The organism is Verrucomicrobiota bacterium, assembly GCA_039192515.1.
In the GTDB taxonomy this organism is placed as follows: Bacteria; Verrucomicrobiota; Verrucomicrobiia; order Methylacidiphilales; family JBCCWR01; genus JBCCWR01.
Map to the genome: position 1 here is coordinate 15,556 of JBCCXA010000022.1, position 17,800 is coordinate 33,355.

The window sequence follows — 17,800 nt, forward strand, 5'->3', positions numbered from 1 at the left end:
TTCTCATAAATTCGCTAGTGCAATGAATATACATATTTAGATTTACATATTTCAATATTTTTTCTTAAAAAGCCGGAAAATAATCAAATAGGCCATTTTTATACATTTTTAGAAAATGGCAGTAAAAACCCCAAAGGCCTCTTGAAAACAGTCGTTTATTGGCTTGTCCGGTTCTGAATGGCCTTAAATGGAATGCTCACATCGAAATAAAGCGTCTTTTCTTTCCCATGAATAGTCACCTTCATCATATCAAAGGGATACTCCAGCTTCTGCTCTAAAAGTTTGGCCTGAAAATAGTTCAAGACTGTATGTACTTCATCGGCAGAGATAATCACAAAGGCTTGGTCTTTTGATTCCCCTGTTTTATTACCCACGATGGATTGAAGTAAACCGTAAAACCGATGGCGATGGAATACGGCTTGGGCTAACTTACTTCTTTCCCTCATGAGGTCGGCCAACATGAGATGCATATTTGCATCTACAGGACATTCTTTTAACCATTTTTGAGCGTTCACCAAAAAGAGGTTGGGATCTTTTTTGTAATCCTCTAGCAAATCTCTCCTTTGCTCCCGGCTTACCCAGCCACCGGTAAAAGATGGGCTTCGCGCATAAGACAGGCGAAGCTCTGTAAATGGATCCAATGATACTAGCAGATCTATCTGCCTTTCTTCGCCATAAAGCAACGCTGAGCAAAAGAGCATTCCGGCAAGCAAACAATATTTCATATACCGAGAAGCTTCTCTATGGAGATGTCTCTAATAGCCGGTCCCACAATCCGTCAAATTCCTCATTAGACTCTTCCGTAAGCATTTGATAATAACCATCAATTTCGCCTGCTACCTCACCTTGTTGTATGATGACTTGACACAGCACATCTAAACCTTGATGCAATTTGGTGCCGGGTAGGATCTTAATGATTTGGCCTCTGAAATAGACTTTTTCTTTAAATTCGCCCTCCAAAACCACATATTGGCTTAAGAAACCAATGGGTTTCGTAGAGCCATTAGACACACTGACTAGCTGAGCTACATAGTAAGTAGGTTCATCGACTGGGTCCTCTACCTCAATAGCACCTAGAAAGTCGTCTAGATCCTGCTTAACCATTCCCATTTCAACAAATTCATTCTCAATGGAACGCACTTTATCAACCAGCAGCCAACCTCCTCCCAGTATCGCGATAGTGATAATAATCACAATACCAAGGCAGCCAATTCCACAGCCCGTTACTACCTTTCCTAGTCCATCCTTATTGTCAGGCATATGTTTTTTTAGCCTATAGGTTGATATTTACAACCTTTCATATCTTGTCTGCTCTTGCATTTTCTAATAAATAGGCAACCGTGCCTCATCCGACTTGTCCTACTCTGGGGTCACAGGTGAAAACTTCTGGAAACTCCGCTTAAAACGGCACCTGACAAAAATGGATGTTTAATATGAATTCAAAAACGCTCTAGATGATGGACTTTAGTCTCTGTTGCGATCTGTTCACGCATACTTTAAAAAGCCTATTTTCCTGATTGACGCAGGTTTTAATAATGCGTAGCCTCTTAGGCTTTTCACCATGAGAGAGAAAATCACATTACAATGTACAGAAGCAAAAGAAGAGGGTAAGCCTCCTTCACGCTATATTTCTACGAAGAATAAGAAACTGACCCCTGGACGTATTGAGCGTAAGAAATACAACCCTTTTCTACGCCGCCATACGCTTCACAGAGAGATCAAATAAGTATTTAGGCCCATCTCTTCAATCTCTAAATATCTTCGAAACAACCTACCTTCAACAAGCCCATCTCGAGACTTTTGACCCGAGACGTGCAAAGCTTAGCACCTGCCACCGCGGGATTGCGGACGGTTTTTTCTTGAGATAAGAAAAGATTTTCTAATAGCAGCCAAGTCCAGAGAAGATCGGAACCATGCTTTGTATGACAACCTGATCTAAGCGGCACAATGCTCAACGCTTTTCTCTTCGAGTATTGCATTCAACACTCCTATTCTTATCTATGGAATGTTACCCTTTTTTAGCCTTTCTCAATTCTCATCATTTGGTAGCTAGAGCAGTCCCATGAGTAGGTCGCCCCGCGCTAATTCGTGGAGCGACGGAACGGAATGAGTCAACTGGGCTAACCATTCTTTATGTCACAATCCGATTGAGAAGCCCTCGAGTTTCATCACAGGGGGATTTTAGTTGCTGGGTGCGAATAAAAAAGAGGCTTGATGATATAACTTAGTTTGATTTCAATTATTTAGGAACGTGATCAAAATCAATTCTACCCTTGATGCCTTCTATTCATTGAATATTAATTTAGGACTTATTCAAGGGAGAGGAGTATCTTCGCGTTTAGAAACAGAAACCAAAGATATATAACAAAAATGAGCATCATTTCAAAATTGATCATGTTTGGATTCTCAGTCCTCTGGGCAAGTTTTCATCTGCCCGCTGCAGAGCGAAAACCCAACATCATTTTGATCATGGCCGATGATGTGGGCTGGGAATGTTTTGGCTCATATGGAGCTGAGGATTATCAAACTCCCCATCTAGATAAGCTCGCTTCTGAAGGCATTCGCTTCAATCACTGTTACTCGACACCCATTTGTACGCCATCGCGTATCAAAATCATGACAGGTCAATATAACTTTCGGAACTACACCCACTTTGGATATCTTAACCCAAAGGATAAGACTTTCGGACATCTGCTGAAGTCTGCGGGTTATAAAACGGCCATCGCCGGTAAGTGGCAACTCAATGGGATTTATTCAAAGAATGCTGGCTACCAGGACAGTCAGCGCCCCTTGCAGGCGGGTTTTGATGAGTCTTGCCTATGGCAAGTCACCAAAGGTAAGACCCATACCAATGGGGGTGGAGAACGTTTTTGGAGCCCCCCACTGGAGCATAACGGCACGTTTATATCAGCTCAAGAGAATGCGGGAAAATACGGTCCCGACATCATGTCGGATTTTGTTTGTGATTTTATAGAACGACATAAGGATGCCCCTTTCTTTGTTTATTATCCTACGGTTTTAGTTCATGACCCGTTTGTCGCTACACCTGATAGTATTGGAGACCTGCAACAAACGAACAAGTCACCTGAGGATGTAGCAAGGAAAAAAGAAAATTTCGTAGCCATGGTGAACTACATGGACAAGATCATTGGTAAAATTGTGAAAAAGGTGGAAGAGGTAGGCCAGATAGAAAATACCATCATTCTATTCACAGCGGATAATGGTACGCATAAAAACATTACTTCCAGTTGGAAAGGGCAACAGATTACTGGTGGTAAAGGAACCACGAAAGATATGGGAACACGAGTGCCACTTATTGCCTACTGGAAAGACCGTGCCCCAAGTGGAGCCGTTTTGGATGATATGATCGACTTTACAGATTTTTACACAACCTTTGCTGATGCAGCAGGAATCAGATTAAATGGTGACGATCCCATTGATGGGCGCAGCTTCTTACCTCAGCTCAGGGGTGAGAAAGGTAATCCAAGAGATTGGGTACTCCTGCATTACCAGCCTTACTGGGGAAGATTTCAAGGCAAGCAGTATGTTCGTAATCCCCTGTTTAAATTATATCGGGATGGCCGTTTCTACAAAGTGCCTCAAGATTTAAAGGAGGAAACGAATCTTGCAAAAGGGCAATTAGCTGAAGAAGAAATAACGGCTCAACAAATGCTTCAGAAGGTATTTGAAATAGCCCCTCCTTCTCCTCCACTTCATGGAGGAAAAGCTGCCCAAGAACGCCCTACTTATCCGGAATGGAAGAACATTGTCGACCCAAATGACTAGGAGTCTCCAAGGATTCAGTTAGCCCTTGGCAAACGATGCAAATCATTTGCTCTATTTCACTAGAAGCATCTAGATTTTGAAAAGTTCCCGGGATGAAAAAAAAATTGTCAGAGACTCATCTAACATTTATTCTTATGCATTCTGTAACCTGCATAAATCAGGTTAATAGCCATTGTCCCATGGTGTAACGGTAGCACAGCAGATTTTGGTTCTGCTTGTCTAGGTTCGAATCCTAGTGGGACAACCATTTAAGTCATTGATAGACAACAACTTACTACTTTCTTAGTATTGACAAACCCACATCTACTATAACTACTAGAACACAAATGTCTTAATAAGCATATTATTAGTCATTTTATTTATAATTTAAAGCTGTATTGACCAAGCTTTGTCATTACTTGAGTAGCTTTCAACTCAATTGCTTAATATCATAATCTAGAGGGTAATTTAAAAAATATGAATCTAACTAGATGAAAACATATAAAAATTTAGTTTCAGTATTTTAATAAATAAAAGGGATGTATTGACATACTCAATAATGTAAATCATAGGCTTGTCACTATTGAGTGATCTGTCATAAAAAATAATTAGAATAGATTTTAAATAAATAGCTATTTAGTTTTTAGAAATTATTATGAGTAACATAACGCAAAATGCCGTTAAGCAAATACATGAGGCATTAAATGAAACAGATTTCACTACAATAAATTTTGAAATATGCCTTACTCCAGAAAAATATGGTTCTTTGGTAGAAGTAACATTCCTAGATAATAAAAATTATCAATTTCAGCTTAGTAATCATTATAAAGAGGAATACGCCTATAAACTAACATACAATCCAGGGGAAGTGGCTGTTACCGAGAACGTAAACGTTCTTACATTCAGCGAAGCAGTACATTGCCTTAAAGCCTGGGCTACCAACATTAAGAGAGAACTTCTTTCTAGTAGTTATGCTTTTCAGGAAATTGAAAAACTTAAAAAGGATTTTGAACTAAAACTAAAATCTAAATTTGGTAAAACTAATCCTGATTTTACATCTGGTGAGATTAGTAAAATAAAGCAATCCTTGAGTGCAGTCATCAAAGATTTTGAGGAATTGAAAAAGGATAATAAAATAAAAACAAAACAGTTGAGTGAAATAAAAAGAGAACTCAATACGCTAAAGAATAATTTAGGATTAATGCCCAAAAAAGCATGGATAAGAAGTGCTTCTGGGAAGATATGGTCGATAGGCACAAAGATATTATCCTCTAGTGTTGGGCAAAATGCATTGACGAAACTAACAGACAAACTCATTGAACCAACATCTAATTGACATTATACGTCACAGCTAACTATTGCGTGGTTGAATTCGATCTATATGACATTATAAACCCGTATTAGTTCATGAAGATGAAATCACGCTTAAGTTCATTCGCGATAGATTTCTAAAAGATATCTAAACAGAGCTTGGGTCTTGAAATCGAAAATTCTACTGGCTTAGGTGTAATAATCCTGTTCAAGTGTCATCAAATTATTATTAGTAAAATATATACGAAATTTGTCATTACTTTTGTATTAAGATGTCTTTAAAACATCAATACAAATGAAGACATTTAAGGACACTGGTTATATAAGTCTTTAATAATAAGACATTTATGAGGACTTTTGAGGACATCCTAGTAGCTTCGAATCCTAGTGGGACAACCATCATATTTGGCTTTTACAGAGGTAATCATCTCTTTGTGGCTCGCGCTTTAGGCATGTCGTTCAACTTCTGTGACATCATCTAGGCTAAATATTATAAATCGATTGAAATGATTTTCCTGCTTGAGACGTCATACGTACACACAACAAAATGGAGGATATAATATGTTCATCAAAAAAATTATTTTAGGATTCATGGTCGTCATATTTTTAAGCTTTGTCCAACCGAGCGAATCAGTAGCAGGCATTTCTATTCATATTAAAGGTGGCAAGCACTATGGAAAGTGCTACAAACACTATTCATATCCTAACTCCTACAGGATTTACCGATATCACCCTAAGCATTATCGGTCGTATCATTATTCACCCAGAAGTAAGAACAAGTATAGTGGTTACCGTTATCTAAGGAAAGGCTACTCCTATCACCCTCACCATTACTACAGGTGCAGATAGAAACTTATAAAAGACTCTTGCGACTTGCAGTAGCTAGCCATGATAACTTTTATCCATGGTGATATTAGAACCGAGTGATACTTTGGAGACTTAAAAATCTGGGCAAGATCTTGCCTCAAGAAACATAGAAGCTTCTAAAAGTATTACCCGTTAAGACCTATATCCCTGCTCTATCAGGGCTGGCGCTGCGCGCGCTTGAGAGTTGGCGTTTACTTACTGCTCAGGCGATATCATTGCCTACCTCTTGGCTGATTCTTTTTGCATTACTAGGACATCATCCGAGTCAAAGCGTCACACACAGTGATTTGTGAAGAAAAGTTTCAGAGAACTGGACAATTGGGCGAATTGCAAGGAATATTGACCCATGGAGAAGTGCGCCAAAAAATATCGATTCGACTTGCATACCCATTCGCGTTTCTCTCATGACTGCCATACACAACCAGAGGATCTAGTAGCAGCAGCTAAGGCAGCTGGCCTAGATGGCCTGGCAATTACAGATCATGACAACTCAGGCTGTGTCGAATATTTTAGCCAAGTCGGATTGCTTCGTGATGATGGCCAACCCGTTGATGACTTTCTCATTATACCGGGCCAAGAAATTAGTACTTCGTCGGGCCATATGCTCACCTACTGTGCAAAACTACCTAACTTGAGGGGTATTTCGCCTGAAAAGGCAATTGAGCTCGTTCGCATGCAAAATGGCCTTTGCTTCCCCGCCCACCCCTATGATCGGTTCCGCTCCGGCATAAGGGAAAAAGTTTTAGATCGTTTGGATATTGATGGTATTGAAGGCTTCAACGCAGCTTGCACGTTCCAGCGCTACAATCAACAAGCTGAGCAATACGGTAAAAAGAAGCAGATACCTTTACTTGCGGGTAGTGACTCACATGACCCAGAAACAGTTGGACTAGCTTCTACGGAACTTCTCCTAGAATCATTTGACCTGAGCTCAGTGCTTGAGGCACTCAAGGGTAGCCCCAAAATGTGCAAGGGCTACATCACTCTATCCCAATCTGTAAACAAAACTTTTGGTCTCGTATTTCCTCGGGTTAAAGCTCGGAAAGCCCAACGATCTGCCGTTAAAGTCCGTGTAGCACCAGCAAAATAGACTCAAGCAATACCAAGAGACCTCGATTGCCATTTCTCTGAGATGCGCTAGCTTATTCAGGCACATGTCGGAAAATGGTCTCAGTCATATTACTATCAAGGGGGCACGCCAGAATAACTTACAGAATTTAGATCTGCAGCTACCCATAAATGAACTCATTGTTCTCACAGGTGTCAGCGGTTCTGGAAAGTCCTCCCTAGCATTTGATACTCTTTATGCTGAGGGTCAACGTCGCTACACTGAAACTTTTAGTCCCTACACCAGACAATTTCTTGAGCGTATGGACAAACCTCAGGTTGATGAAATAAGTGGGATTCCTCCCGCCGTAGCCATCAACCAAGCAAACTCTGTTAGGACATCAAGGTCTACCGTAGGAACCATTACGGAGATTGCCGACTATCTTAAAATGCTATTCCCAAGAATGGCTGAGCTGCGTTCGCCCAAGACTGGCCGCAATATCAAACCCTGGAGTGCACAGGAGATCGCTGAAGATCTTCTTACCAACCATCTCGATATAGAGGTACTCATCACTTTCTCTGTGCCTTTCCCTAAAAAGACGAAGGCACAAGAAATCAAAGACTTTTTACAAGCTCAGGGATATATTCGGATTCTCCATGAACAAAAACCAACTCGCTTGGATCAAGTGACCTTTGAAAAAAAACTAGCCAAAGATGGTCGTGTCGTAGTCATTCAAGATCGCGTCAAACTTACTCAGGCAAATAAATCACGCTTAATTGAAAGTTTGGCCACTGGACTTAAATTAGGAAAAAAACACATCGTCATTTATTCTTGTAGAGACCAAGCAATCCTAAAGAAATACTCAAGCACTTGGTCAGATCCTGATACAGGAGAGACTTACCTAGCTCCTACCCCATCACTCTTTAGTTTTAATAACCCAGTAGGAGCTTGTCCAAGCTGCAAGGGATTTGGTCGAATCATAGAAATTGATTACCAACGTGCCTTGCCTGATCGCACCATTGGTGTAGAGGACGGTGTCGTCAAACCCTTTCAAACAGAATCTTTTAAGGACTGTCAAAAAGACCTTGAGAGAGCATGTAAGAAAAAGAAAATTCCTACTGGCATTGCCTTCCGCAAACTTTCTCCTGAAGACCAGCATTTCATCATTTATGGTGAAATAGATACTATTTCGGAGGCAGAATGGGATGGAAAATCATGGTATGGGGTCAAAGGTTTCTTTGATTGGCTAGAAACCAAAACTTATAAAATGCATGTCCGCATTTTACTTTCCAAGTATCGAGCTTACCGCACATGCCCCGACTGTTCAGGCAACCGCTTTAATGAAAAACTGAACAACTGGTTTTTGGGTAATGAAGAGGAACTACACAAAGGTGGCTTTCGCTCATTAGCTTTACCTGAAATTAATAATCTTCCTCTAAGGGACTGTCAGAAATTCTTTGATCATATCAAAACAGCAGATTCCTCATGTGATATCTTGCTCCGACAAATTCGTTCACGTCTCATGTTCCTGAATCAAGTTGGCTTGGGCTATCTCACCCTGAACCGTTCAACCAGAACCTTATCCGGTGGAGAAGTCCAGCGCGTTAACCTCACTACCTGCCTGGGAACATCCCTTGTCCAAACCCTTTTTGTTTTAGATGAGCCTAGCATTGGATTACATACCAGAGACACTGACCAACTTATTCAAGTTCTCAAAAATTTACGTGACCAAGGAAATACTGTGATTGTTGTTGAGCACGACGATGCAATGATGCTAGCTGCAGACACGCTCTTGGAATTAGGCCCGGGACCTGGCAACAATGGAGGCTCTATTACCTTTCAGGGCAGCAGAGAATCTCTGTTGACCTCAACCGATTCACTAACCGGGCAGTATCTCAGTGGTCAAAAGCAAATTTCTATTCCCGAAAAGAGACGCCCCGTTGCTGCCCCAAAGACTAGTCGTTCTAAGACCAAAGAGAATACACCACCCGTAAACGAATGGATCTTTTTTAAAGGTGCGAGTCATCATAACATCCAAAATCTTAATGTAGAAATCCCTCTACAAAGACTCGTTTGCATCACAGGAGTGAGTGGCAGTGGCAAGTCAACTCTCGTTCATGATGTTATATATAAACATGTCTTGCTTGCTCTCGGTAAAAATCCTGACGAGCCTGGAAAGTTAAAATCTATCAAGGGGGCTACTTCCATCACAGATGCTCTGCTTGTCGATCAAACACCACTTGCAGCGACTCCTCGTTCGACCCCGGCTCTTTATGCTGATTGCTATGATGATATTCGCTCGCTCTTTGCCATGACCGATGCGGCTCAACGAGCAGGTCTGACTGCATCTGCCTTTTCCTTTAATACAGGAAATGGGCGCTGTGATCGGTGTGGTGGCAGTGGTTATGAAAAAATCAGCATGCAGTTTCTCTCAGATCTATTCGTGCTTTGTCCAGCTTGTGAAGGAAAACGCTTCCAATCTCACGTCTTAGATATTTTATTTGAAGGAAAAAGCATCCATGAAGTTCTCCATTTAACCATCAGTGAGGCAATTGTTTTTTTTGCAGACGTTCAAGAAAAAACATCACAAGATAGTACTAAAGTCCCTAAATTCTGCTCTTCCATTATTGAGAAACTAAAACTCATTGCAGAAGTAGGGCTAGGTTATCTCAAACTGGGTCAGCCTATTAACAATCTCTCGGGAGGTGAAGCTCAACGCTTAAAGTTAGTCAGCACACTCGCGCAATCTTTAGCTGGTTTTACACCAAGGAAGAAAAGAACAGATAAGCGAAACCCTGAATTACCAGGCGCTAAGCCCAAACCCAAAAATAAATTAATCATTCTTGATGAACCAACAACCGGATTACATTTTGATGACATCCGTATGTTACTAAATGTTTTTCAACGACTGGTGGATGCCGGGCATACGCTAATCGTCATCGAGCATAATCTGGATGTCATCAAGTGTGCCGACTGGGTTTTGGACCTCGGTCCAGAGGCAGGTGATCAAGGTGGACGACTAATGGCGGCAGGAACTCCCGAGCAAATTGCAGACAACCCCGCAAGTCTTACCGGCAAGTATCTTAAGACCAAACTTAACCCAATTAAGAAACTAGGCCCTAAACATAAAAACAACACAAAACGCAAGGCATCATTGAATAAAGCAAAAAATGGCACTCACAACACTATCTCCATCACGGGGGCTAGACATCATAATCTCAAGGATATCGACATTGATATCCCACGTAATCAAAATATAGTGATAACTGGATTATCAGGATCTGGGAAAAGTTCCCTAGCCTTTGATCTACTCTTTGCTGAAGGGCAACGTCGTTACCTGGATTGCCTAAACACTTATGCACGTCAATTTGTCGAACAGCTCGAAAAACCAGACGTAGATTCTATTGTTGGCATCCCGCCATCTGTCGCCATTGAGCAGAGAACAACCCGTGGAGGCCGTAAATCGACTGTTGCCACTGTGACTGAGATCTATCACTTTCTTAGGCTTCTTTACAGTAAACTGGGGGTTCAACATGACCCGGATACGTTGGAGCCTGCCATTCTCCAGGGAGCAGATGAAATCATTGCTAGAGTTCACAAAGAATTAAAATCCAATCGCAAAGTTTCTAAAGAACTATCGCTACTCGCGCCACTTATTAAGTCTCGTAAAGGATTTCACAAGGAAGTCGCTAAATGGGCGAAGAAGAAAGGCTATCATTATTTGCGTGTAGATGGAAAATGGGTAGAACCATCTAAGTTTGAAGCGTTAGATAGATACCGTGAACATACCATTGATGTCATACTGGGCAACATGACCTCTGAAAGCAAAAACTTAGCGTCCCAAATTAATCACGCACTAGAAATTGGCAAGGGCACTTTCTATACCTTGGACAATCAGGGCGACGAAACGATTTATAGCACACAACTTTTTTGCCCTTCTACCGGCAGGTCTTTTGATGAATTAGATCCGCGTCTTTTTTCCTATAATAGCCCACACGGTTGGTGCCCTGAATGCCAGGGCTATGGAACTGTGGCTGAGGTAAAACTCCAAGCTGAAGATGAAGCCGAGCGAGAACAAGAACTAGAGCAACTTTTGGAGGAGAAAGAAGAAACAGAATTTGTAGAGTGCTCGACTTGCCAAGGCGCACGTTTAAATGCCCAAGCCCGTGCAGTTTACTTTGAAGGTAGAAGTGTTCCGGAAATCAATGCCATGACTGTGGTCGAGCTCAAACACTTTCTACTAAATCTTAAGCTTAACAAACGTTCCAAGGTCATTGCTCGTGACATTTTACCTGAAATCACTCAGCGGCTACATTTCTTAGAACAAGTCGGCTTGGGTTACTTAAATCTAGACAGGTCTGCTCCTACTTTATCCGGTGGTGAATCACAGCGGATTCGCCTTGCCGCACAGATAGGGTCTAACTTACAGGGCGTGCTTTATGTGCTAGATGAACCAACGATCGGGCTTCACCCAAGAGATAATGAAGATCTAATAGGTATTCTCCATCAACTTAAAGACAGAGGCAATTCGGTCATTATTGTTGAACATGACGAAGACACTATGCGTGCTTCTGACCATATCATTGACCTCGGCCCTGGAGCTGGCGTAAATGGTGGACGGATCATTGCTCAGGGCAGTTGGAAGGAAATCTCCAAACAGACGAAGTCCGTCACTGGAACCCTACTAGGCAACCCTATGTCTCACCCTTTAAGTGGTAAAAGGCGATCCATTCCAAAATTAGATAATAGGCCAATCAAAGAAAGCCCTTGGTTAACCATCCAAGGAGCAACCGCGAATAACCTAAAGGGAATCGACATTCAAATCCCAAGGCAGAGGCTTACGGTTCTGACTGGAGTTAGTGGTTCTGGCAAAAGCACTTTAATGCATGATGTCATTTATGAGGCGGCACTTAAGGCTATTCAACAGGACAACACCAAAACTAAGAAGGCTCATCAAACAAATCCACCTAGCATTTCAGGAGATAACTTTGCTATGGCCTATGGCTTTGATGCATTTTGGAAAATCATGGAGGTAGACCAAGCCCCCATAGGAAAAACCTCTCGCTCTACCGTTGCCACCTATATAGGTCTTATGGATCACCTACGAATTCTCTTTGCCCAAGTAAATGAAGCTAAGATTCAAGGCTTCACGAAGTCACACTTTTCTTTCAATAGTGGTCCAGGACGTTGTCAAACTTGTATGGGGCAGGGAACTATTAAGGTGCAAATGAATTTTCTCCCACCTGCATACATACCGTGTGAAACTTGCCAAGGCCGTCGTTGGACTGATCCAGTTTTAGCGGTTCGATTCAAAGATCTTAATATTTATGATGTCTTAGAGTTAAGTGTGGATGAAGCTATCGCTTTTTTCGAAAGCCATGTTCAAATACATACGGTATTAGAACTACTTCAGCAAACAGGGCTAGGCTATCTCAAGCTTGGTCAGACTAGCCCTACTTTATCAGGAGGTGAAGCACAGCGTTTGAAGCTTGTTGCTGAGCTGGCAGGAGTAGCCGCCATGGACCGTAAACTCGAACTAAGCACTCGCGCATTAGAAAAGAAAGAATACCTCTACCTTTTAGAAGAACCTACTGTTGGCTTGCATTTGTCTGATGTTAGAAGGCTTCTTGAAATCATTCACCGCCTCGTCGACGCAGGCCATACAGTCATTGTCATAGAACACCATTTAGATGTCATAGCCGAAGCAGATTTTGTCATTGATATTGGCCCAGAAGGTGGACTTGCTGGTGGTGAAATAGTTGCTCAAGGCACTCCAGAACAGCTTGCAAAAAATAAGAAGAGCCATACCGCTCGCTATTTAAAACCGCTTCTTAAATAATATTTAAAAGGAATTATGATTTAGTGGTTAAAAGAGATATGTAAAAAGCTTGAGTCACATAAAAAGAGAATCGACGAAGATGTATGCAACCACATCGCCTAAGCGTTGCTTTTAGTAGCAAGCAAAGTCGAAACTATCTAGCGCGCAGAGCACTAGTCCTGATAGAGTAGGGAGATAGCTATCAATAGCTGATGCCTCTAGGAAGCTCTATGTTTCTTGGGGGCCAAGGTCTTACATAAATCTTTAAGTATCTAGTGCTGCATTCGGGTTAAACTTCACTGCCTTTTGAATCACCGAGAACTCTCATACGGTATTTACTTGTATCTCATGACAATTAAAAACGATTTCATCATCCACATAATCGACGATGACTTCCGAATGATCTTCGATTTCTCCACTAATCAATTTTCTAGAAAGACCCGTTTCAATTTTTCTCTGTAAGTAGCGCTTAAGGGGTCTAGCACCATAAACTGAATCATAACCTTCCTCAGCTATGTGTGCTTTTGCGGTATCCGTCAGTTCTATGCGAATTCCACGATCTGCTAAACGTTCGCGTAGTTGTTCTAAGAGTAAATCGACAATCTTTACGATATCCTCTTTTTGCAAGACACCAAACAAGACGGTTTCATCCAAGCGATTAAGCAATTCGGGACGAAAATGTTCTCGTAACATACCAAAAACTCGATTTCTTATTTCCTCCGAAATCTTTCCACTCGAACCTACTTCAAGAAGCTCGGGACTTCCGATATTTGAAGTCATAATAATAATAGTATTTTTAAAATCAACAGTTCGCCCTTTACTATCCGTCACCCTACCATCATCGAGTATCTGCAAGAAAATATTGAAAACGTCATGGTGCGCTTTCTCAATTTCATCAAACAGTAGGACACTGTAGGGTTTGCGACGAACGGCTTCGGTAAGTTGTCCACCTTCCTCATAACCCACATAACCAGGAGGTGCACCGATCAAACGTGCAACGCTGTGCTTTTCCATATACTCGCTCATGTCGATGCGAATCATACTTTCTTCTGAATCAAATAGCGCTTCAGCAAGCGCCCTTGCCAGCTCAGTCTTCCCAACGCCCGTTGGCCCTAGAAAAATAAAAGAACCTATAGGTCTTTTCGGATCCTTAAGCCCTGAGCGAGCTCGTAAAACTGCATCACTCACCGCTTGCACCGCATCATCTTGACCAATGACTCGTTGGTGTAAAATTTCCTCTAGGCGTAGTAGTTTTGTTTTTTCCCCTTCCATCAAACGAGAAACAGGAACACCAGTCCAGCGCGACACAACATCAGCTATCTCATCCGGTGTTACCTCCTCACATATTAACTGTTGCTCATTACTACGCTTGGATAGATGAGCTTCTTCATCCTTAAGTTTTGCTTCCAACTCTGGAAGCTTGCCATATTGAAGCTCGGCTACTTTGTTGAGATCATAGTTACGTTGAGCTACCTCTATCTCACGCTTTACCTTCTCTAATTCACTGCGAAGGTCTTGTAGGCGATCCACACCCTCTTTTTCTTTCTCCCAACGTGCTTTGATTTGGTCACGATCGGCTTTCAGATTGCCAAGTTCTTTTTCGAGGTCTCTTAACCTCTCTCTTGAGGCCTTGTCTTTTTCTTTCTTAAGCGCCTCTCTCTCTATTTCTAACTGCATGGCTCTTCGCTCTAAGGATTCAAGCTCTTCTGGCATGCTTTCAATTTCGGTTCGTAACTTGGCCGCCGCTTCGTCCATCAAGTCAATAGCTTTATCCGGTAAGAACCGGTCTGAGATATAGCGATCTGATAATACAGCTGCTGAGACTAACGCAGCATCTTGTATCCGAACCCCATGATGTAATTCATATCGCTCACTCAAACCTCTCAAGATAGAGATGGTATCCTCAACAGTAGGTTCATCCACCAACACTTGCTGGAAGCGCCGCTCCAGTGCAGGATCTTTTTCAACATATTTCCGATATTCGTCTAGGGTAGTTGCGCCAATACAATGGAGCTCTCCACGAGCTAACATAGGCTTCAACATATTGCCTGCATCCATAGAGCCTTCCGTTTTACCAGCCCCTACCATGGTATGAATTTCATCTATAAAAAGAATAATCTGACCTTCCGCCTTTGTGACCTCTTGTAAAACAGCCTTTAAACGCTCTTCAAATTCTCCTCTAAATTTCGCCCCAGCTAAGAGGGCTCCAAAATCTAAAGCGACAATGCGTTTATCTTGCAGGCTATCTGGAACATCTCGCTCAACAATTCTGCGAGCCAAGCCCTCCACAATAGCCGTTTTTCCGACACCTGGCTCACCAATCAGAACCGGATTATTTTTTGTTCTTCTGGATAGTACTTGGATAGATCGACGAATCTCTTGATCCCGCCCAATAACTGGATCGAGCTTACCTTGTTGAGCAAGCTGTGTGAGATCTTGACCATATTTGTCTAGAGCCTCATAAGTGCTTTCGGGGTTTTGACTAGTGACTCTTTGTTTTCCTCTAACCTCTTCCATAGCTTTCAAGAAGTCCTTCTTTTTGAAAGCGAGTTCCCGGAATACTTTGCCTGTGATGGTGCCACTCGATTCATCAAACATTGGCAAAACCAAATGCTCGACACTCACATACTCATCTTTCAGCCTTTTGGCTTCTTCGTGAGCTTTCGCTAAAAGTTTATTAAGCCTCTGCGTCACATAAGTTTGCCCATCTTCAGCAGCACCAGAAACTTTAGGTTCTTTATCCAAGTGTGACTTGATTTGATAATTTAGCTCATCGGGCCGCTGCCCACTTTTTTCTACGAGTCTTCCGATTAAGCCTCCTTCCTGATCCAAGAGAGAAAGTAGGAGGTGCTCAATATCTACTGCTTGGTGGCTCTGAGCATGACAAACTCGCTGAGCTGCCATTACGGCATCCTGCGCTTTCTCCGTAAATTTTTTTAAATCCATATTTATTTTCCTCTCTTTATTACTCATATCTACCCATCACATCTTATGCCAAAAATATTTCCTTATCTCATATTCATAACATCTTGATTGTGAGTAACTTACATATTTTAATATAAACTCTGTATGAGTCATTATGTCTCATCAAGGCAATTCCCATCGCATTTCTGTCCCGGTTTAATCAAAGGGCCTAACAGAAATTGAGCGAGATACCTAAAAGCTTGAGGCACAAGAAAAAGAGCTTCGCCGAAGATATATCTAAAGGTAATAGGTCTAGACGACTCCATGTTTCATCCGGCCAAGATCTTAGGCAGATCTTTAAGTCTCTATTGCATTAGTCGAGTTAAAAATTAGTTAAAATAATTTCTATGAAAAGGCGTCTATATTGATGTAACTTTTTGACTAGCAAAACATAAAGATTGAAATTATATGGAAGCAGTGTTGAGTTTATGCATTACCATTTCTCTATGATAAAGAAAAAGTATACACTTTTAGCTCTTCTTTGCTGCGCATCGCTAGTTATTTTGATCAACCAAGGTGTGGCTCTATCCTGGCCCTTCGGCAAGAAAGATGAAGAACAAAAAGCCACTGCAGAGATCATTATTAACGAAGAGCCCCTCAAGAGAGACACCAAGCTTACGACGAGTTTTTCATCAGTCGTCAAGAAGATAAGCCCTAGCGTTGTCAGTATTTACACCACAAAGATAGTAAATGTCCAACAACACCCTTTTCGCAATGATCCATTTTTTCATTACTTCTTTGGTATTCCCCCTAGGCAGGCACCGGGAGGAGATCCTGATTCCGAGCAGGGGGGGCGTCGCCAACCAGCAGGATTAGGATCAGGCGTTATTGTCTCTTCAGATGGTTATATTTTGACCAATCATCATGTCGTCGCTGAAGCAGACGAAATCAAAGTTCATTTACAGGATGGAACCGAGCGTGAGCTAGATGCTACTTTAGTCGGCAGTGACCCTCATACAGACATAGCCGTTCTCAAGCTCGACAGCGACGAACTCCCTACTTCTATCTTAGGTAATAGTGATCATGTTGAAGTGGGAGACATTGTTCTAGCGATCGGTAATCCTTTTGATGTCGGACAAACCGTCACTATGGGAATCGTAAGTGCCAAAGGGAAAAAACAGGCCCTTGGAGGAGATATCACCTACCAAGACTTCATTCAGACGGACGCCTCTATAAACCCAGGAAATTCTGGAGGAGCCCTGGTTGATGCTCAAGGACGCGTCGTTGGTATTAACACTGCCATTTTCAGTCGTTCAGGTGGAAACTTAGGTATTGGATTTGCCGTGCCCATCAATATGGCTCGAAATGTCATGGAGCAACTTATCCAGACAGGTCGCATCTCGAGAGGATATCTTGGAATCGGTATGGATCTGAAACCTTTGTCCGCCGATGACCCCAGAGCGGAAGCTTTTGGGTTAAAAGGGAAGCGAGGTATTATTATTACCGAGGTAGTTGCTGACAGCCCTGCAGAAGAAGCAGGTATTAAAAATGGCGACGTTTTATTTGAATACAATGGTGATGCCATCAAGACAAACCAAGAGTTACAAATACTTGTAGGGAACACTCAGCCAGGCACTGAGATCACAGTCAAAGTCTATCGAGATGGCAAACCAATAGAGCTTCAGGTAACTCTGGCAGAAAACGAAGAGCGTAGCACACCGGCAAATAATGATACTGAAGAAGAAAAGGAAGAAAATGTCCGAACCGGAGTCTTGCTTGATGGGGTTGAAATTCAGAACCTCAACCCGGAATTAAGAAGCCAATTACAAATCCCCGAAGCTACAGAGGGCGTTTTAGTCACTCGCGTAGAACCTTCTTCTGCTGCATATCAAGCAGAACTGCGTCGGGGAAATATTATCTCTGAAGTCTCGAGGCAAGAAGTGACCTCTGTAAGTGAAGCCCGGAAAGCACTCAAAAACTCCAATGAGAAAAACGTTCTTTTACGCATTCTTTCAGCAGGTCGTGACCAGTGGGTGGCTCGCTATATCAGTGTTGCGAGAAATTAATCGCCTTATACCCAAGTTATC

The 17,800-nt window shown here is 42.1% G+C and carries 11 protein-coding genes and 1 tRNA gene; 8 read left to right on the top strand and 4 right to left on the bottom strand.

What is annotated here, in order from left to right:
- Positions 1-155: 155 nt before the first annotated feature.
- Positions 156-725 (bottom strand): DUF4919 domain-containing protein, encoded by a 570-nt coding sequence (locus tag AAGA18_10690; GenBank protein MEM9445805.1) that lies wholly within the window; start codon positions 723-725, stop codon positions 156-158.
- 16 nt (positions 726-741) lie between these two features.
- The gene (locus AAGA18_10695; GenBank protein MEM9445806.1) at positions 742-1,260 is read right to left on the bottom strand and encodes a hypothetical protein; all 519 of its coding nucleotides are present in this window, start codon (positions 1,258-1,260) and stop codon (positions 742-744) included.
- A 301-nt stretch (positions 1,261-1,561) separates the two neighbouring features.
- Between AAGA18_10695 and rpmG the strand changes: the two genes are divergently transcribed.
- Positions 1,562-1,726 (top strand): 50S ribosomal protein L33, encoded by a 165-nt coding sequence (rpmG, locus tag AAGA18_10700; protein MEM9445807.1) that lies wholly within the window; start codon positions 1,562-1,564, stop codon positions 1,724-1,726.
- Positions 1,727-1,751: 25 nt separating this feature from the next.
- On the opposite strand, the gene AAGA18_10705 is transcribed toward rpmG, so the two are convergent.
- The gene (locus AAGA18_10705) at positions 1,752-1,979 is read right to left on the bottom strand and encodes a hypothetical protein (protein ID MEM9445808.1); all 228 of its coding nucleotides are present in this window, start codon (positions 1,977-1,979) and stop codon (positions 1,752-1,754) included.
- A gap of 391 nt (positions 1,980-2,370) precedes the next feature.
- Here AAGA18_10705 and AAGA18_10710 point away from each other — a divergent pair, with 391 nt between their 5' ends.
- From AAGA18_10710 to uvrA, 6 genes are all read left to right on the top strand, one after another.
- The gene (locus AAGA18_10710; GenBank protein ID MEM9445809.1) at positions 2,371-3,786 is read left to right on the top strand and encodes a sulfatase-like hydrolase/transferase; all 1,416 of its coding nucleotides are present in this window, start codon (positions 2,371-2,373) and stop codon (positions 3,784-3,786) included.
- Positions 3,787-3,959: 173 nt separating this feature from the next.
- A tRNA-Gln gene (locus AAGA18_10715) sits at positions 3,960-4,033 on the top strand.
- Positions 4,034-4,420: 387 nt separating this feature from the next.
- The gene (locus AAGA18_10720) at positions 4,421-5,101 is read left to right on the top strand and encodes a hypothetical protein (GenBank protein ID MEM9445810.1); all 681 of its coding nucleotides are present in this window, start codon (positions 4,421-4,423) and stop codon (positions 5,099-5,101) included.
- Positions 5,102-5,749: 648 nt separating this feature from the next.
- The gene (locus AAGA18_10725; protein MEM9445811.1) at positions 5,750-5,878 is read left to right on the top strand and encodes a hypothetical protein; all 129 of its coding nucleotides are present in this window, start codon (positions 5,750-5,752) and stop codon (positions 5,876-5,878) included.
- A 411-nt stretch (positions 5,879-6,289) separates the two neighbouring features.
- Complete coding sequence (locus AAGA18_10730) at positions 6,290-7,033, top strand: CehA/McbA family metallohydrolase (protein ID MEM9445812.1); 744 nt, start codon at positions 6,290-6,292, stop codon at positions 7,031-7,033.
- Positions 7,034-7,097: 64 nt separating this feature from the next.
- The gene (gene uvrA / locus AAGA18_10735) at positions 7,098-12,830 is read left to right on the top strand and encodes an excinuclease ABC subunit UvrA (GenBank protein ID MEM9445813.1); all 5,733 of its coding nucleotides are present in this window, start codon (positions 7,098-7,100) and stop codon (positions 12,828-12,830) included.
- Positions 12,831-13,133: 303 nt separating this feature from the next.
- Here the strand turns inward: uvrA and clpB are convergent, their stop codons facing one another.
- Positions 13,134-15,755 carry an ATP-dependent chaperone ClpB gene (gene clpB, locus AAGA18_10740; protein ID MEM9445814.1) on the bottom strand — a complete coding sequence of 874 codons (2,622 nt, stop codon included), beginning with the start codon at positions 15,753-15,755 and terminating at the stop codon, positions 13,134-13,136.
- A 464-nt stretch (positions 15,756-16,219) separates the two neighbouring features.
- On the opposite strand from clpB, the gene AAGA18_10745 reads away from it, so the two are divergent.
- Positions 16,220-17,779 (top strand): Do family serine endopeptidase, encoded by a 1,560-nt coding sequence (locus AAGA18_10745; protein ID MEM9445815.1) that lies wholly within the window; start codon positions 16,220-16,222, stop codon positions 17,777-17,779.
- The last annotated feature ends 21 nt before the right edge of the window (positions 17,780-17,800 follow it).